Here is a 17,731-nt window from a genome sequence, read left to right on the forward strand (position 1 = left end):
ACTGGGAGGGGGCGGGGTCAGGCGGTGGCGCTCTCGGCGGGCGCCTCCACGCCGAGGCGGCGGAGCAGCTCCTCGCGGAGTTCGGCGAAGCGCGGGTCGGAGATGCCGCGCGGCCGCTCCAGGTCGATCCGCCTCTCGTACGCGATGACGCCGGCGTCCATCACGAGGACACGGTCGGCGAGGAGCACCGCCTCCTCCACGTCATGCGTGACGAGCAGTACCGCGCAGCCGCGCCGCTGCCACAGCTCGTCGACGAGCCGCTGTGCCTTGATGCGGGTGAGGGCGTCGAGCGCGCCGAACGGCTCGTCCAGCAGGAGCAGGTCGGGCTCCCGTACCAGCGCGCGGGCCAGGGAGGCGCGCTGGGCCTCACCGCCGGAGAGCGTCTTGGGCCAGGCGCCGGTGCGGTGCTTCAGGCCCACCTCCGCCAACGCCTGCTCGGCGACGTCCCGCCCCGGCTTGCCCGGCAGCCCGAGCAGCACATTGCGCCACACCCGCTTCCACGGCATGAGACGGGGTGCCTGGAAGGCCACGGCCTTGCGGCGCGGGACGAGCACGGTGCCCTTGATGTCGCGGTCGAGCCCCGCGAGGATGCGCAGCAGTGTCGACTTGCCGCAGCCGCTGCGTCCGAGGAGCGCCACGAACTCGCCCGGCCGGACGTCGAGGTGGAGGTCGTCGATGACGGCGCGCCCGTCGAAGGAGCGGGTGAGCCCGTCGACACGTACGGCGGACGCGGGGGCCGAGGTGGCGGCGTCGGCGGGCGCGGGGATCGGAGCGGTGGCGTCGGCGGAGGTCATCGGCCGGTGAACGTCGGTCGCCATTGCAGCAGGAGCCTTTCGAGGGTGCGGACGACGAGGTCGGCGACGAGGCCGAGGAAGGCATAGACGATCAGGCAGACCACGATCACGTCGGTCCGCAGGAAATCGCGGGCCTGGACCATGAGGAACCCGATGCCGGAATCGGCGTTGACCTGCTCGGCGAAGACGAGCGCGAGCCAGGCGATCCCCAGCGAATAGCGCAGCCCGGTCATGGCCCCCGGCAGCGCGCCGGGCAGGACGACATGTCGCACGAGCCCCCACCGCGACAGGCCGAGGGACTCCCCGGCCTCGATCAACCGCGCGTCCACGCCCCGGATCCCGGCGTACACGTTGAGGTAGAGCGGGAAGGAGACGCCGAGCCCGATGATGGCGATCTTGGGCGTCTCGCCGATGCCGAACCAGATGATGAACAGCGGGATGAGCCCGACGAACGGCACGGTGCGCAGCATCTGCACCCCGGCGTCCACGAGGTCCTCGCCGACCCGGGAGAGCCCCGAGACGAGGGCGAGTGCCGTACCGGCGGCGATGCCGAACAGCAGTCCGACGGCGACGCGTTGCAGAGAGACCCCCATGGCGGAGGGCAGCGAGCCGTCCCGGATCAGATCACCGGCGACACGGGCGATGGTTCCTGGCGAGGCCAAGACGTCACTGTTCAACACCCCTGTAGCGCTGAGGAGTTGCCACAGTGCGAGGAGGAGGGCCGGCCCAGAGGTGCGGCGCAGCCAGCGGGGGAAGCGGACGCGGCGGCTGGAGGAGGGGGCGAGGGTTTCGAGTTCGGGGCCGGGGCCAGGATCGACGCTGAGGCCGGGGTCACCGTCGGCGGTTGAAGTACCGGATATAGGCGAAATGTCGGTCGAGGCATGCGGAGAGGCATGGCTGACGCTCATAGGCGCTCCATGGCAGGTGAAAGGAAGGGAAAGAGTGGAGAGGTGGGGCGTGCGTCCGCGACCCGAGCGAGATCAGGCGAAAGGGGGCGGACCGAACGGCCTACGGAGAGGGGAAAGCGGGTGAGAGGGCGTCAGCAGCCGCGGCGACACGCGGAAGAGGCCACCCGCAGCAGGTCGATGTGACCGCGCGTGGTGAGCAGAGCTGAACGCGACATGCCGCAGAACGTAGCGAGATCGCGTACGCAGGGTCAATGGCGTCTCGAAAGCCGGACGCCCCGTATCGCCCGCTGGGCGGCGGCATGAGAGAGGATGGGGGTATGTCCGATGCGTTCACCACCCGAGTCCTGCGGGTCGCCACCGGTTCGAGCGAGCGGGTCCTCGACCTCACCCGTGACTGCGAGGCCTTTCTGCGTGAGGTCGCGGCCGGCCGCGACGGCCTCCTCAACGTCTTCGTCCCGCACGCCACGGCGGGCATCGCCATCCTGGAGACGGGGGCGGGCAGCGACGACGACCTCCTCGCCGCGCTGCACACCCTGCTCCCCGCCGACGACCGCTGGCAGCACCGGCACGGCAGCCCCGGCCACGGCCGCGACCACGTCCTGCCCGCCCTCGTCCCCCCGCACGCCACGCTGCCGGTGGTGGGCGGCGGCCTGGAGCTCGGCACATGGCAGTCGGTGTGCCTGGTCGACACGAACGTCGACAATCCCGACCGGCAGGTCCGCCTGAGTTTCCTCGGCTGAGCGAGCCCGCGGACGGAGCGGTTCCGCGGGAGTGGGGGGCAAGGGGTGAGGCGCGTCTCACCGAGTCGGCGGCTCTTGTCTATGCAACGAATTGCATAGAAGGATCGGCGCATGGCGCTAGAGCACGCGATCCTCGTCTCGCTGCTGGAGAAGCCGGGCTCCGGCTATGAGCTGGCCCGGCGGTTCGAGCGGTCCATCGGGTACTTCTGGACCGCCACCCACCAGCAGATCTACCGCGTCCTCAAGCGCATGGAGGGCGACGGCTGGATCGACGCCCGTGAGGTGGCGCAGCAGGCGCGGCCGGACAAGAAGGAGTACTCCGTCACCGCCCATGGGCGCTCCGTCCTGTCCGCGTGGCTGCACGAACCCATCGCGCCCGAGAGCGTCCGGCACGAACTCGCGGTGAAGATCCGCGGTGCCGCCTTCGATGACCCGGTCGCGCTGATCCGCGAGGTCGAGCGGCACCGCAAGGAGCACGCCGACCGGCTCGCCCGCTACCTCGCGGGGGAGCGGCGCGACTTCACCGGCCCCGAGGCTCCCACGCCGCCGGACGCCGGGCAGGAGCTCCAGCATGTCGTGCTGCGCGGTGGCATCGCGTACGAACGCATGACGCTCGCCTGGCTCGACGACGTGATCGACACCCTCCACCGGCTCGGCCCCCAGGGCTGAGCCGCACCCGTACCTCGACTCCCTCAGGAATAGGCGAACCCCCATGGCCGACGCGCTGCTGTTCAACCCCCGCACCTACGACCCGACGCACTTCGACCCGGAGACCCGCAGGCTGCTGCGCGCCACCGTCGACTGGTTCGAGGCCCGCGGCAAGCGCAAGCTGATCGAGGACTACCGCTCCCGCGTCTGGCTGGCGGACTTCCTGGAGTTCGCCGCCAAGGAGGGGCTCTTCGCGACCTTCCTCACCCCCGCCTCGGCCGCCGAGGACGGCTCCGACAAGCGCTGGGACACCGCCCGCATCGCCGCCCTCAACGAGATCTTCGGCTTCTACGGGCTCGACTACTGGTACGCCTGGCAGGTCACCGTCCTCGGCCTCGGCCCGGTGTGGCAGAGCGACAACGCGGTGGCGCGTGAACGGGCGGCCGAACTGCTCGCCCAGGGCGAGGTGTTCGCCTTCGGTCTGTCGGAGAAGGCCCATGGCGCCGACATCTACTCGACCGACATGCTCCTTGAACCGGACAGTGACGGTGCCGGCGGCTTCCGGGCCACCGGTTCCAAGTACTACATCGGCAACGGCAACGCCGCCGGGCTCGTCTCCGTCTTCGGCCGCCGCACCGACGTGGAGGGACCCGACGGGTACGTCTTCTTCGCCGCCGACAGCCGCCACGAGGCGTACCACCTGGTCAAGAATGTCGTCGACTCCTCGAAGTACGTGAGTGAGTTCCGCCTGGAGGACTATCCGGTCGGCCCCCAGGACGTCCTGCACACCGGCCGCGCCGCCTTCGACGCCGCGCTGAACACGGTCAACGTCGGGAAGTTCAACCTCTGCACCGCCTCGATCGGCATCTGCGAGCACGCGATGTACGAGGCCGTGACCCACGCCCACCACCGCATCCTCTACGGGCGCCCCGTCACCGCCTTCCCGCACGTGCGCCGCGAGCTGACCGACGCGTACGTCCGTCTCGTCGGAATGAAGCTGTTCAGCGACCGCGCCGTCGACTACTTCCGCTCCGCCGGGCCCGACGACCGCCGCTACCTCCTCTTCAACCCGATGACGAAGATGAAGGTGACCACCGAGGGCGAGAAGGTCATCGACCTGATGTGGGACGTCATCGCCGCCAAGGGGTTCGAGAAGGACAACTACTTCGCCCAGGCCGCGATCGAGATCCGGGGGCTGCCCAAGCTGGAGGGCACGGTCCACGTCAACCTCGCGCTGATCCTCAAGTTCATGCGCAACCACCTGCTCGACCCGGCCGAGTACGCCCCCGTGCCGACCCGTCTCGACGCGGCCGACGACGCGTTCCTCTTCCGGCAGGGACCGGCCCGCGGGCTCGGCTCCGTGCGCTTCCACGATTGGCGCGCCGCCTACGACGCGTACGCCTCGGTGGCGAACGTGGCCCGCTTCCGGGAGCAGGCGGACGCCCTGTGCGAGTTCGTCACGACCGCCGCCCCCGACGAGGAGCAGAGCCGGGACCTGGACCTCCTCCTCGCCGTCGGTCAGCTGTTCGCGCTGGTCGTGCACGGCCAGCTCATCCTGGAGCAGGCGCGTCTGACCGGGCTCGACGAGGACGTCCTCGACGAACTGTTCGCCGTCCTCGTACGCGACTTCTCCGCGCACGCCGTCGAACTGCACGGCAAGGACTCCGCCACCGAGGAGCAGCAGCGCTGGGCCCTGGGCGCGGTGCGCCGTCCGGTCGTCGACGAGGCCCGGTCGGCGCGGGTGTGGGAGACCGTCGAGTCGCTGGCCGGGGCGTACGAGATGGCGCCGTAACGGAACCGGGGTGCGCCCGCGCTTCAGGCGCGGGCGCAGTCCGGGCAGTGGCCCCGGTACGTCACCTCGACGTCGGAGACGGTGAAGCCGAACCTCTCCGAATCCGGCAGCGCGCTCAGCGGATCGCCGGTGGGGTGGACGTCCCGGATCGCGCCGCAGTCCGAGCAGATCAGATGCTGGTGGGGGCGGTGGGCGTTCGGGTCGTAGCGCTTGGCACGGCCGTCCGTGGCCACCTCGAGGACCTCGCCCAGCGAGACCAGTTCGCCGAGGGTGTTGTAAACCGTGGCCCGGGAGATCTCCGGCAGCCGGTCGGTGGCACGCGCGAGCACCTCGTCGGCGGTGAGATGGACATGGTCGCCGTTGAGCACCTCCGCGACCACCCGGCGCTGAGCGGTCAGCCGCCAGCCGCGCCCCCGCAGCCGTTCCAGCAGGTCACTCATTGCCACCAGCCTTAGTGTGCGTCGTCCGACAACTGACTTCTCATGGGCTTGTCTGCCGTATTGACTTGGACTTGGTCCATCGTAGGATCGGTTCCGGCCGTAGCCAAGGGACAGGGCAACAGCAGGGAAAAGTACGTGACTTCAGGAGCCGGGTCCGTTCGCCGCGGAGCCGGGTACCCCGCTCACGGGCGATCCATGCGGCGAGCAGCCCGCCCCGTCCCGATGACCTGCGACCACCGAGGCTTCCGTGCCGGCGGGGCCGAGGTCAGCCATGGGCCTGTGCTGCGGCGGTGCGACCGTCCGCAGTTCCCGAGCATTGTGATCCGCCCCGTCCGGAAGGATTCCCATGACCGAGAACCACGACGCGATCGTCACCGACCCGAAGCCCGAGGAGGTGACCGGCTGCCCCGTCGCGCACAACCGCGCCCCGCACCCGACCCAGGGCGGCGGAAACCGCCAGTGGTGGCCGGAGCGGCTCAACCTGAAGATCCTCGCCAAGAACCCCGCCGTGGCCAACCCGCTCGGTGAGGAGTTCGACTACGCCGAGGCGTTCAAGTCCCTCGACCTGCCGGCCGTCAAGCGGGACATCGCGGAGGTCCTCACGACCTCGCAGGACTGGTGGCCCGCCGACTTCGGCCACTACGGCCCGTTCATGATCCGCATGGCCTGGCACAGCGCGGGCACCTACCGGATCAGCGACGGCCGCGGCGGCGCGGGCGCCGGTCAGCAGCGCTTCGCGCCCCTCAACAGCTGGCCGGACAACGCGAGCCTCGACAAGGCCCGCCGCCTGCTGTGGCCGGTCAAGAAGAAGTACGGCCAGAGCATTTCGTGGGCCGACCTCATGATCCTCACCGGCAATGTCGCCCTGGAGTCCATGGGCTTCAAGACCTTCGGCTTCGCCGGTGGCCGAGCGGACGTCTGGGAGCCCGACGAGGACGTCTACTGGGGCCCCGAGACCACCTGGCTCGGCGACGAGCGCTACACCGGCGACCGCGAGCTGGAGAACCCCCTCGGCGCCGTCCAGATGGGCCTCATCTACGTCAATCCCGAGGGCCCCAACGGCAACCCCGACCCGCTCGCCGCGGCCCGCGACATCCGCGAGACGTTCCGCCGCATGGCCATGAACGACGAGGAGACCGTCGCCCTGATCGCGGGCGGCCACACCTTCGGCAAGACCCACGGCGCGGGCCCGGCCGATCACGTGGGGCCCGACCCCGAGGCCGCCCCGATCGAGCAGCAGGGCCTCGGCTGGAAGAACACGTACGGCACCGGCAAGGGCGCCGACACGATCACCAGCGGCCTCGAGGGCATCTGGACGAACACCCCGATCACCTGGGACAACAGCTTCTTCGAGATCCTGTTCGGCTATGAGTGGGAGCTCTTCAAGAGCCCGGCGGGCGCGCACCAGTGGCGGCCGAAGGACGGCGCAGGTGCCGGCACTGTCCCCGACGCCCACGACGGGTCGAAGACGCACGCCCCGACGATGCTCACGACGGACCTGTCGCTGCGCTTCGACCCGGCCTACGAGCAGATCTCGCGCCGCTTCCTGGCCAACCCCGACGAGTTCGCGGACGCGTTCGCCCGCGCCTGGTTCAAGCTGACCCACCGCGACATGGGCCCGGTCGCCCGCTACCTCGGCCCCGAGGTCCCGCAGGAGACGCTGGTGTGGCAGGACCCGCTGCCCGCCCGCACCCACGAACTCGTCGACGCGGCGGACGTCGCCGCCCTCAAGGCCCAGATCCTCGCCTCGGACCTGTCGGTGTCCCAGCTGGTGTCGACCGCGTGGGCCGCGGCCTCGTCCTTCCGGGGCAGCGACAAGCGCGGCGGTGCGAACGGCGCCCGCATCCGCCTGGAGCCGCAGAGCGGGTGGGAGGTCAACCAGCCCGACCAGCTGGCCACGGTGCTGCGCACCCTGGAGGGCATCAAGGCCACCTTCGACGCCGCGCAGAGCGGCGGCAAGCGGGTCTCGCTCGCCGACCTGATCGTGCTGGCCGGTGCCGCCGGCGTCGAGCAGGCCGCCAAGGACGCGGGCTTCGACGTCGAAGTGCCCTTCACGCCGGGACGCGTGGACGCCACGCAGGAGCAGACGGACGTGGAGTCGTTCGCCGCGCTGGAGCCGAGCGCCGACGGGTTCCGCAACTACCTCGGCAAGGGCAACCGGCTCCCCGCCGAGTACCTGCTGCTCGACAAGGCGAACCTGCTCACCCTGAGCGCCCCCGAGCTGACGGTCCTCGTCGGTGGCCTGCGCGTCCTCGGCGCGAACCACCAGGGGTCACAGCACGGCGTGTTCACCGCCACGCCCGGGACGTTGACGAACGACTTCTTCGTCAACCTCCTCGACCTCGGTACGGAGTGGAAGTCGACGTCCGAGGCCCAGGACACGTTCGAGGGCCGCGACGTCGCCACGGGCGAGGTGAAGTGGACCGGCACCCGTGCCGACCTCGTCTTCGGCTCGAACTCCGAGCTGCGGGCGGTCGCGGAGGTGTACGCGAGCGATGACGCGCGGGAGAAGTTCGTGAGGGACTTCGTCGCGGCCTGGGACAAGGTCATGAACCTCGACCGGTTCGACCTGGTCTGATCCTGTCTCCGCTCCTCCTCTCCGCTCTTCCTCGGTGACGATGTCCGGGGCGGCCGCCCGGCCGCCCCGGACATCGTCGTCACCTTCACCGGATCTCGACCACACGCGCCCACTCGGGCGGCGCATCCGGCACGTGGTCGGGGTCGTCCTCGTCCCACGCGTCGTCCGCCCCCGGCCGGGGGAACAGGCCCACCACCGTCCGGCACGGCGGCCGGCTGTTCGGCCACGGCGTCTGCCCGTCCGTCAGGACCACGACGACATCGGGGCCCGGACGGACCCCGAGCGCCTTGGCGAAGCCCGTACGGAGATCGGTCCCCCCACCGCCCACCAGCGGGATCCCCTCGCCCCGGCACAGCGGGTGCACGATCCGCGCCGCCGCGTCGCACGGCACCACCGTCACCAGGTCGCGACGGCCGCCCACGGCACGGCCGATCGCGGCGACTTCCAGGAGCGCGCCGCCCAGTTCGGCGTCGCTGACCGAGCCCGACGTGTCGACGACCACGCAGACCCGCGGCGGCCTGCGCCGCAGGCTCGGCAGCACCATGCCGGGCACGCCGGCCGAGCGCCGAGCCGGCCGGCCGTACGTATAGTCCTCGCCCACGCCCGGCCCGGAGGCCGCCGAGCGGACGGCCGCCCCCAGCAGTTCCCGCCACGGCTGCGGCGGATGGAACGCCTCCTCCGCCCACCGCTGCCAGCCCTTCGGGGCGCTCCCGGGCCGCCCGGTGATGCCTCGCGCCACCCGGAACCGGACCGCGTCCCGCTCCTGCGCGCTGAGTCCGTGCGCGCCCTCCGGGCCCAGCTCCCACTCCCTCGCCAGCCCGTCGGCGCCGCTTCCGCAGTCCAGCCAGGCCAAGTGCTGCGTGCGCGGCCCCAGCCGGAACTGGCGCAGATAGTCCTCCATCAGCTGCCCTTCGGGAAGCCGCAGGTCCGCCGGTCCGACGGCTCCTTCGGGGCGTACGAGACCGTCGCCGAACACGTCGTCGTTGATCTCGCAGTCGGCGGCGATGTTCATCCGCAGCCGTTCGCCGGGCCCGGTCAGTCCGCGCTGCCGGGCGACCCGGTCGCTGCGCCCGTGATGGTCACGCAGCAGGTGCGACACCTCGTGCACCCACACCCCGGCGAGCTCCTCCACCGGCGTCCGGTCCACGAACACCGGTGAGACGTAGCACCGCCAGTGCCGGTCCACGCCCATGGTCGGCACCTGCCGGGACTCGACGGTGTGCAGGGCGAAGAGGGCCGTCGCCAGGTAGGGCCGGGCCCGCGCGGCCTGGAGCCGGGCGGCGAAGAGCTTGTCGAGGTCCAGCGCCCCGGACGCGTCCGGGGTCATCGGCCCGCCTTGGCCCTGGTCGCCACCGCGGCCCGGGCCGCCGCGCGGTCGGCCCGCAGGGACAAGGACACCGTTCCGGTGAGCCGTTCGATCGACGCCGGCACGTCCCAGTCCGTGCGACGCAGCGAGGCGAGCGTCGTCGCGGGCACGACGACCAGGTCAGGCGCCCCGGTCTCCACCGCCCGCACCAGGAGCGCCCAAGCCGCGTCCCATCGGTCCTTCGACGGATCCCTGCGCACCGCTTCGACGACCCCGTCGAGCGTGGCCTGGCGCAGATCGCCCCGCTCGGGCAGGGCGGCACCCGCCGGGTCGGCGAGCAGCGCCTCGGGATCGGGGAGGTCCATCCGGTCCAGGCTCGCCAGCAGTTCGAGTCCGGGGCCGTCCCCCACCGCGCCCCGGACGAGCAGGGCAAGCACGTCACGGGAGGAGCCCGCGGCGGTCGCGAAGGCGATCAGGCGCAGCGCCGTCTCCCAGCTGCGGGGGGAGGGCCAGGCACCGCCCCGGCGCGCTTCGTTGCCCGGCATCTGGTGGACGAGCCGGGGGCGGGCGGCGAGGAGTCCGCACACCGCGCGGCGGGCGAAGTCCACGGCCTCGGGCAGCTTCCGCGGGTCCAGCCGCGGCAGGGTCGCGCGGGGCCAGACGCCGCCGAGGCCGCGTACGACGACGTCGTGGTCATGGGTCCACTGGAGATGGACGAACCGGTTGGCCAGGGGCGGGCTCAGCTCCCATCCGTCGGCCGCCGAGGAGCGGGGGTTGGCGGCGGCTACGATGCGCACGCCGGGCGGCAGCCGCAGGGCGCCGATCCGCCGTTCCAGGACGAGGCGGAGCAGGGCGGCCTGGACGGCCGGGGGAGCGGTGGACAATTCGTCGAGGAACAGCAGTCCCCGGCCGGCCCGCACCAGGCGCACCGCCCAGTCCGGCGGCGCCATCGGGACGCCGTGCTCCGCCGGGTCGTCGCCCACGATGGGCAGGCCCGAGAAGTCGGACGGCTCGTGCACGCTGGCGATCACCGTGGTCAGCGGAAGGCCGAGCGACACGGAGAGCTGGGTCAGGGCCGCGGTCTTGCCGATGCCGGGCTCGCCCCACAGGAGCACGGGCAGATCCGCGGCGACGGCCAGGGTCAGCGCCTCCAGCTGGGTGTCGGGACGTGGCTCGGTGGTGGTGTCCCGGAGCAGGTCCAACAGCTCGTCGGCGACGCCGAGTTGAGTGACGGGCCCGGCGTCGGAGGCGGTGTCGGTCGGCGGGGTGTACGTGGGCATGGGTGATCACCTTTGGGTCCGTGATGTGGAGACTCGGCACGGCCGGTGGCCGGCGCCGAGCAGCGGTCAGTTGGCTCGGAGGCCGAAGACCCGCGAGGTCAGAGCTCCGAGCTGAATCGAGTGGCGCGGCCCCGTCGGCGCGTGCGGCGGTCGCGGGGGCGGTGGCGGTCAGCGCGGACCCGGTCGGGGGAGGGGCCCAACAGGCCGGCCCTGTACAGCCCGTAGGTGATCCGCCCGAGCGCGGCCTTCTCCAGTTCGTCCCGCAGGGCGCCGTCGCGCAGCACCGCTTCGGGGCCGAGCAGGTTCTCGACGACGGTCAGCGCTCCGGTGAGGTCGCCGTGGTTCAGGCGTTCGCGGACGTCGGTGAGACAGGCCGGACGACGGTGGGCCGTGTCGATCGCCTGTAGGCAAGGGAGAGGCGTGCCGGTCAACGCGGCCAGCAGATCCTCCCGCCGGACCTCGTCGGCGTCGTGGTCCAGCGCGGTCAACACCCCGCCCACCAGGGCGATGTGGTGCACGGCGCCCCGGCACTCCACCGGCCGTGGCCGCTCCGCCAGGTCCAGAACGGGCGGCGGGCCGGTCGGCGAGCAGTCCGGTACGAGTGCGGAGGCGACCAGCGGGTGCAGCTGTTCGGCCTCGATCGAACCGGAGCGGAGCAGCTCCAGGTCGGGCGGTGTCCACGTCGCCGCGTAGGGCAGGACCGGCAGCGCGGAAGCGGCGGGGTCCCCGCACACCGACGCGCGCCGCGATCCGGGCGGCCGGGCGTCGGCCGCGTCCTCGCCCCCGTCCGCGGCCGGTGTCAGGACCAGCCGCTGCCGGGCACTGATCCGTACCAGGACAGGCTGGTCGGCGGGCCGCTTCTCGGCGCGGAGCAGGAGGTCCGCCTCGGCCGCCCACCGGCCGGTGGCGCACTGTTGCCCTTCGGGCAGCGTCTCCAGAACATCAGCGCCGACCACGACGGGGCGGTTGTCACCGGAGGGCCGGTCGGCCGAGGACCGCAGCCGCAGCTCGTCGGTCCTGCGCGCGTCCCACAGGTGACGGTGCAGGTCGAGACGGAACCGCCGACTCGGCCGCGGGTGCGGGTGGCGCGAGCCCTCGGCCCCGGAGCGGGATCCGTCCCAGAGCGCGAGGCTGATCCGCTGCCCGGACTCCGCCCACGCGGGCGCCGTCCTGGCCACGAGGTGCAGCGAGCGCCTGTCGCCGCGCTCCGGATCGGCGTAACCGGCCAGGGCGATGGTCAGCCCGGGGCGCAACAGCCCGTCGGGTGCGATCCTCGGCATGTGCCAGCGCAGGAGGTCGGGGGCCAGGTGGCGCAGATCGGCCCGGAGGCGGGCGGCGACATCCGCGCCGTACGTGCGTGCCACGGCACGCGGGGCGAAGTCGACGTCGAAGCCCGCGGCGGCGCAGGCCCCCGCCCAGTCGCCCGCACGGCGACGGGCGGTCGCGGACTCGATCATGGAGAGCGGCACGGCGAACCGCCGCGCGCGCAGCCAGAAGGAGAGGCGGGAATTCCCATACGCGGTGTCAGTGAGCATCAGCGCTCACCTTGCGCGGACGGGACCCCCAATCGGTCTACAGAGTGCGTCGAGTGAGACGAGTGAGTGGTCATCGCCGGTGAGCGTAGCGTCCGGAGGCGTGACGGGCGAGGCATTTTCCTCCCGGCTTCCCCCGGCTTCCCCCCGGCCGTGGAGGCCCGGCACCGGCATGGGATACTCATAAGGCTGCCTTATGGGGTCATAAATTCGACCCGGCTACTTACTTAGGTTTGCCTTAGTTTAGGCTTCCCGGCGAGTACCCCCATCACCGCTCGAAGGGAACCTGAACATGCCTCGCCCTCTGCGGGTAGCCATTGTCGGAGCCGGCCCGGCCGGGATCTACGCTGCCGACGCGCTGCTGAAGTCCGCGGTGGCCGTCGAACCCGGTGTGTCGATCGACCTCTTCGAGCGGATGCCGGCCCCCTTCGGCCTGATCCGTTACGGCGTGGCCCCCGACCACCCGCGGATCAAGGGCATCATCACGGCCCTGCACCAGGTGCTCGACAAGCCCCAGATCCGCCTCTTCGGCAACGTCGACTACCCGGGTGACATCAGCCTGGACGACCTGCGGACCTTCTACGACGCGGTGATCTTCTCCACCGGCGCGACCGCCGACCGCGCCCTGGACATACCCGGCATCGACCTCGACGGTTCCCACGGCGCCGCCGACTTCGTCTCCTGGTACGACGGCCACCCCGACGTGCCCCGGACCTGGCCGCTGGAGGCGGAGAAGGTCGCCGTCCTCGGCGTCGGCAACGTCGCGCTCGACGTGGCCCGCATCCTCGCCAAGACCGCCGACGAACTGCTGCCCACCGAGATCCCGGCGAACGTGTACGAGGGCCTGAAGGCCAACAAGGCGCTGGAGGTCCACGTCTTCGGCCGTCGCGGCCCCGCCCAGGCGAAGTTCAGCCCGATGGAGCTGCGGGAACTGGACCACTCCCCGAACATCGAGGTCATCGTCGACCCCGAGGACATCGACTACGACGACGGTTCGATCGCCACGCGGCGCGGCAACAAGCAGGCCGACATGGTCGCCAAGACCCTGGAGAACTGGGCCATCCGCGACGTCGGCGACCGGCCGCACAAGCTGTTCCTGCACTTCTTCGAGTCGCCCGTCGAGATCCTCGGCGAGGACGGCAAGGTCGTCGGCCTGCGCACCGAGCGCACCGCCCTGGACGGCACCGGCAACGTCAAGGGCACCGGCGAGTTCAAGGACTGGGACCTCGGCGCGGTCTACCGCGCCGTGGGCTACCTCTCCGACGAACTGCCCAAGCTGCCCTGGGACGTCGCCTCGGGCACGGTCCCCGACCAGGGGGGCCGGGTCATCCAGGAGACCGGCGAGCACCTGCCGTCGACGTACGTCACGGGCTGGATCCGGCGCGGTCCCGTGGGTCTCATCGGCCACACCAAGGGCGACGCCAACGAGACGGTCGCGAGCCTGATCGACGACCACGAGAACGGCCGTCTGCTCACTCCCGAGGCGCCCGCCCCGGAAGCCGTGGACGCCTTCCTCAACGAGCGGAACATCCGCTTCACCACGTGGGACGGCTGGTACCGCCTCGACGCCGCGGAGAAGGCGCTCGGCGAGCCCCAGGGCCGCGAGCGCGTGAAGATCGTCGAGCGCGAGGACATGCTGGACGCGAGCGGCGCCTGACCTTCCCGGCCCGGGTCGTCAGCCGAGGTGACGTGTGTCGCCGAGGCTGACGACCTGCCGGTTGTGGAAGAAGTCGTCCTCGCGCAGCACCGTGATGCTCCCGCTGGGCGCCCGGAAACTGACCGAGCCCACCGTCTCGTACGGCATCTTGATCCAGGCCGCCACGACGAACGTCAGGGCGAAGCCGTGCGTCACGACGATCTGGTGCGCGCACGGGCGGCGCAGCAGCCCCTCCATGACGTCATAGACGCGCCGCGCGCACTCGCCCCTGGTCTCCGCGCCCGCCACGCCCTCGTGGTGCCCCATCCGGTCCCCGGCCGCCGGTGGCGGGACGAACCGCCGGTCCAGCCACTCCTGCGGGCGGCCCTCCGCCTCGCCGTAGGACTTCTCGCGCAGGCCGCGTTCCACGACCACCGGCACGCCGAAGAGCTCGGCCGCCGCCTGTGCCGTCCGCCGGGCACGGCGCAGATCCGAGGAGATCACCTCCACCTCCTCGCCCTCGGGGATCTGCTTCCGCAACGCCCCGGCGATCGAGGCCGCCGCGCTCAGCCCGGCCGCCGTGAGGTCCGAGTCATGCCAGCCGCCCACCACGCGCTCGACATGGTGGGTCGCCTCCGGGTGGGCGATGACGTACAAGCTGCGCATCGGTTCCCGCCTTTCCTGTAGGCCTCCACTCTGCGTCATGCACGCGGCGCGCATGGCTGGTTCCCGCTGCTCAGCGGAGAGTTGGAGCCGCGCGGACGTACCATGTCCAGTTGATCGGGGGCGAGGCTCGGGGCGAAGGGGCGCAGCAGGGAACAGGGGGACAGGAGACAGGGGGCAGGAGACAGGAGACAGGGAACCGGGGGACAGAGAACAGCGAGCGGGGGCGGTGCGGGGCAGGGACCCATGGAGACGGGCGTGGACACGGACATGCACTTCCGCTTGCTCGGACCGGTCGAGGCGTGGCGCGAGGGCAGACGCCTGGCCCTCGGCGGCCCCAAGCCCCGAGCGCTGCTCGCGGCGCTGCTCCTGGAACCCGGCCGGGTGGTCTCCGCCGACGCCCTGATCGACGCGATCTGGGGCGACAGACCGCCCGACACGGCACGGTCCCTGATCCAGTCGTACGTGTCGGCGCTGCGCCGCGCGCTGTCACCCGACGTCATCGAGACACAGCCGCCCGGCTATCTGATCCACGCGGACGCCGACGTCGTCGACCGTGCCGCGTTCGAGCGGCTCACGGCGCAGGGCCGGCAGGCGGCGGCCGCGGGCGATCACGCTGGTGCCGCCCGGCTCCTGAGCGAGGCCCTCGCCCTCTGGCGCGGCCCCGCGCTCGGCGGCATCGGCGAGACCCTGCGGGCCATGGCCGACCAGCTGGAGGAGGCCCGGCAGGCGGCCCTGGAGGAGCGGATCGCCGCCGACCTCGCCCAGGCGGGCCGCGAGACGGAACTGGTCGCAGAACTCACCGCCCTCGTCGCCACCCACCCCACGCGAGAGCGCCTGCGCGGCCAACTGATGCTCGCCCTCTACCGGTTGGGCCGCCAGGCCGACGCCCTCGCGGTCTACGCGGAGGGTCGCGACGTACTCGCCGAGGAGCTGGGCATCGACCCCGGCCCGGGGCTGCGGGCCATGCACGAGGCGATCCTGCGGGGCGACGAGGAGCTGCTGCCCACCCCCCGGAGCACGCCGGCCGCCGGTGACGTGCCAGTGGCCGGTGGTGAACGCCCGCGCGGCCACGACGTCGGCCCGGCGCCTGCCTCGCCCGCTCCCGCCCTCCTGCCGCCCGCCATCGGTGACTTCACCGGACGCGAGGCGCAGCTGAGCGAGATCAGGGCCGCGCTGACGGATACAGGTACGGGGGCGGGGGCGCGCGAGGCCATGCCCGTCGTCGCCGTGACGGGACCCGGCGGCGTCGGCAAGTCCGTCCTCGGCGTCACCGCCGCGCACCGGGTCGCCGACGTCTATCCCGACGGGCAGCTCTACGCCGAACTGCGCGGCGCCACCGACCCCGTGGCCCCCGGTGAGGTCCTCGGCCGCCTGCTGCGCGCCCTCGGCGCCGACCCGCCCGAGGGCGACGCCGAGCGCAGGGACCTCTTCCGCAGCCTGGTGGCGGGGCGCCGGCTCCTGCTCGTGCTCGACGACGCGGGCAGCGAGTCGCAGGTCCGCCCGCTGCTGCCCGGCAGCGCCACCTGCGGTGTGCTGATCACCGCACGCCCCCGCCTCGCCGCCCTGCCCTGCACGCACCGCACCGACCTCGACGTGCTCGACACGGAGCGCGGCGCCGACCTTCTCGCCCGGGTCGCCGGTGAGCGGCGCGTACGCGACGAGCCGGACGCCGTCCGCCGCATCGTCGAGCTGTGCGGCGGCCTCCCGCTGGCCCTGCGCATCGCCGGGGCCCGCCTCGCGACGCGCAGGCACTGGACGGCACGCACACTCGCCGAACGGCTCGCCGACGAACGCCACCGCCTGGACGAACTCGCCGTCGGCGACCTGGAGGTCCGGGCCGGACTCAGCCTGAGCTACCAGGCCCTGGACGCCCCCGCCCGCACCGCCCTGCGCCGCCTCGGCCTGCTCGCCGCGCCCGACGTCGCCTCCTGGGTGGTCGCGGCCCTGCTCGACGTGAGCGAGACCGAGGCCGAACGCGTCGTGGAGCAGCTCATCGACGCCCAGCTGCTGCACTGCACGGTCGTCGACCGCGCCGGACAGCCCCGCTACCGACCGCACGACCTCGTGCAGGTGTACGCCGCCGAACGCGCCGAGGCCGAGGACACGCCCGCCGAGCGCTCCGGCGCCGTCGGCAGGGCCCTCGGCGCCGGGCTCTGGCTCACCGGCCGCGTCGCGTCCGCCACGCCGTCCGGCGCGGTCGAACTGCACCGCGGCTTCCTGGACTCGGGCGGCCCGGTCAGCGCGGCTTCCGACGCCATGCGCCGGCTCGTGAGGCCCGTCGGGCCCGAGGCCACCCGGCGGGCACTCGCCGACCCCTCCGCCTGGTTCGAGGCCGAGGCCGACGCGTTCGCCGCCGCCGTCGAGCGGGCCGCCGCCTACGACCTGCACACCCTGGCCTGCGAGGCCGCGGCCGCCCTGTGCTCGTCCGCGTACGCCGTCGGCAACCGCTTCGAGGCCTGGTGGCGCAGCCATGACGCCGCCCTGGCCGCCGCCCGGCGTGCCGAGGACCACTCCGGCGAGGCCCTGCTGCTCATCGGCCTCGGTCAACTCCGCTACGAACAGGACCGGTTCGCCGAGTCGCAGGAATACTTCCGCCAGGCGGCCGGGCTCTGCGCCGAGCTCGGTGACGCGCGCGGCCGCGCCGCCGCCCTCGCCGGGCTCGGCAGCGCACTGCGCGAAGCGGGCCGCCTGCGCGCCGCGCTCGACGTGCTCATCCAGGCGGTCGAAGGCTTCCGCGGGCTCCACGACGACCCGGGGCTCGGGCTCTCCTGCCGCTTCGCGGGCACCGTCCACCTCGAACTTGGCGAGCACCGGGAGGCGTTCGGTCTCCTCGACGAATCCCTGCGCGCCTATCGTAGGCTCGGCAGCCGCCGCGGCGAAGCCCTCACGGTGCGCTCCCTCAGCCTCGTGCACCGCGCGCTCGGGGCGTACGAGGAGGCGGAGAGGCTCGCGGACGAAGCGGTGGGTCTGCTGCGCGTCATCGGCGACCCGCTCATGTCGGCGTACGCGGTGCAGGCGCGCGCCAAGTGCCGCTTCCGCCTGGGCCGTTGCGAGGAGGCGGCGGCCGATCTGCGGGACGTCCTCGACACCTGCCGCTCCCACCACGACCGCTTCGGCGAGGCCCTCGCCCTGCGTACCCTCGGCGAGTGCGAGCTGGCCGCGGGCCGCCCCGACACCGCCGAGAAGCACCTGACCGCGGCAGCCGCCCTCTGGGCCGCCCTCGAACTGCCGCTGCCCCGCGCCCGTACCCTGCGCGACCTCGCCGCGGCGCGCGAGGCCGCGGGCGACCGGGAACAGGCCCTCGCGCTGCGCGCCGAGGCACGGGAGGTCTTCACCGCGTACGAGGCACGGGAGCGGGACGAACCGGGCATCTGACGCCCGCCACCGTGGCTGCGGAACACTTGCCGCGGT

The 17,731-nt window shown here is 72.5% G+C and carries 14 protein-coding genes; 6 read left to right on the top strand and 8 right to left on the bottom strand.

All coding sequences use genetic code 11. The features are described from left to right. Positions 1 to 17: 17 nt before the first annotated feature. The 3 genes from ACF062_RS18450 to ACF062_RS18460 form a co-directional block, all read right to left on the bottom strand. The gene (locus tag ACF062_RS18450; RefSeq protein ID WP_392139326.1) at positions 18 to 818 is read right to left on the bottom strand and encodes an ABC transporter ATP-binding protein; all 801 of its coding nucleotides are present in this window, start codon (positions 816 to 818) and stop codon (positions 18 to 20) included. Then, positions 791 to 1,702 carry an ABC transporter permease gene (locus tag ACF062_RS18455; protein ID WP_392139328.1) on the bottom strand — a complete coding sequence of 304 codons (912 nt, stop codon included), beginning with the start codon at positions 1,700 to 1,702 and terminating at the stop codon, positions 791 to 793. The genes ACF062_RS18450 and ACF062_RS18455 overlap by 28 nt, the downstream gene beginning before the upstream one ends. A gap of 131 nt (positions 1,703 to 1,833) precedes the next feature. Continuing rightward, positions 1,834 to 1,917: a putative leader peptide gene (locus ACF062_RS18460; protein ID WP_358229513.1), complete on the bottom strand. Its 84-nt coding sequence runs from the start codon at positions 1,915 to 1,917 to the stop codon at positions 1,834 to 1,836. Between the two features lie 102 nt (positions 1,918 to 2,019). Between ACF062_RS18460 and ACF062_RS18465 the strand changes: the two genes are divergently transcribed. The 3 genes from ACF062_RS18465 (at position 2,020) to ACF062_RS18475 (ending at position 4,882) form a co-directional block, all read left to right on the top strand. Further along, positions 2,020 to 2,442 carry a YjbQ family protein gene (locus tag ACF062_RS18465; protein WP_392139330.1) on the top strand — a complete coding sequence of 141 codons (423 nt, stop codon included), beginning with the start codon at positions 2,020 to 2,022 and terminating at the stop codon, positions 2,440 to 2,442. A gap of 111 nt (positions 2,443 to 2,553) precedes the next feature. Beyond that, positions 2,554 to 3,111, top strand: coding sequence for a PadR family transcriptional regulator (locus ACF062_RS18470; RefSeq protein ID WP_392139332.1), 558 nt, complete (start codon positions 2,554 to 2,556; stop codon positions 3,109 to 3,111). A gap of 43 nt (positions 3,112 to 3,154) precedes the next feature. After that, a complete protein-coding gene (locus tag ACF062_RS18475; RefSeq protein WP_392139334.1) occupies positions 3,155 to 4,882 on the top strand; it encodes an acyl-CoA dehydrogenase family protein in 1,728 nt (575 codons plus the stop codon). Positions 4,883 to 4,905: 23 nt separating this feature from the next. Here the strand turns inward: ACF062_RS18475 and ACF062_RS18480 are convergent, their stop codons facing one another. After that, positions 4,906 to 5,322: a Fur family transcriptional regulator gene (locus ACF062_RS18480; RefSeq protein ID WP_223772920.1), complete on the bottom strand. Its 417-nt coding sequence runs from the start codon at positions 5,320 to 5,322 to the stop codon at positions 4,906 to 4,908. A gap of 346 nt (positions 5,323 to 5,668) precedes the next feature. Here ACF062_RS18480 and katG point away from each other — a divergent pair, with 346 nt between their 5' ends. Beyond that, positions 5,669 to 7,900: a catalase/peroxidase HPI gene (gene katG, locus ACF062_RS18485; protein WP_392139336.1), complete on the top strand. Its 2,232-nt coding sequence runs from the start codon at positions 5,669 to 5,671 to the stop codon at positions 7,898 to 7,900. A gap of 85 nt (positions 7,901 to 7,985) precedes the next feature. On the opposite strand, the gene ACF062_RS18490 is transcribed toward katG, so the two are convergent. The 3 genes from ACF062_RS18490 to ACF062_RS18500 all read right to left on the bottom strand — a co-directional run bounded on the left by ACF062_RS18490 (position 7,986) and on the right by ACF062_RS18500 (position 12,021). Further along, positions 7,986 to 9,227 carry a VWA-like domain-containing protein gene (locus tag ACF062_RS18490; RefSeq protein ID WP_392139338.1) on the bottom strand — a complete coding sequence of 414 codons (1,242 nt, stop codon included), beginning with the start codon at positions 9,225 to 9,227 and terminating at the stop codon, positions 7,986 to 7,988. Next, positions 9,224 to 10,486, bottom strand: coding sequence for an AAA family ATPase (locus tag ACF062_RS18495; RefSeq protein WP_392139340.1), 1,263 nt, complete (start codon positions 10,484 to 10,486; stop codon positions 9,224 to 9,226). Before ACF062_RS18495 ends, ACF062_RS18490 begins: the two co-directional genes overlap by 4 nt. 98 nt (positions 10,487 to 10,584) lie before the next feature. Next, positions 10,585 to 12,021 carry a hypothetical protein gene (locus tag ACF062_RS18500; protein WP_392139342.1) on the bottom strand — a complete coding sequence of 479 codons (1,437 nt, stop codon included), beginning with the start codon at positions 12,019 to 12,021 and terminating at the stop codon, positions 10,585 to 10,587. 289 nt (positions 12,022 to 12,310) lie between these two features. Here ACF062_RS18500 and ACF062_RS18505 point away from each other — a divergent pair, with 289 nt between their 5' ends. After that, positions 12,311 to 13,675 (top strand): FAD-dependent oxidoreductase, encoded by a 1,365-nt coding sequence (locus ACF062_RS18505; protein WP_392139344.1) that lies wholly within the window; start codon positions 12,311 to 12,313, stop codon positions 13,673 to 13,675. 18 nt (positions 13,676 to 13,693) lie between these two features. On the opposite strand, the gene ACF062_RS18510 is transcribed toward ACF062_RS18505, so the two are convergent. Further along, positions 13,694 to 14,320, bottom strand: a complete 627-nt coding sequence (locus ACF062_RS18510; protein ID WP_392139345.1) for a histidine phosphatase family protein — start codon at positions 14,318 to 14,320, stop codon at positions 13,694 to 13,696. A gap of 255 nt (positions 14,321 to 14,575) precedes the next feature. Between ACF062_RS18510 and ACF062_RS18515 the strand changes: the two genes are divergently transcribed. Continuing rightward, positions 14,576 to 17,695, top strand: coding sequence for a BTAD domain-containing putative transcriptional regulator (locus ACF062_RS18515; RefSeq protein WP_392139347.1), 3,120 nt, complete (start codon positions 14,576 to 14,578; stop codon positions 17,693 to 17,695). Positions 17,696 to 17,731: the final 36 nt, after the last annotated feature.

The organism is Streptomyces sp. NPDC015345 (assembly GCF_043078805.1).
Classification (GTDB): domain Bacteria; phylum Actinomycetota; class Actinomycetes; order Streptomycetales; family Streptomycetaceae; genus Streptomyces.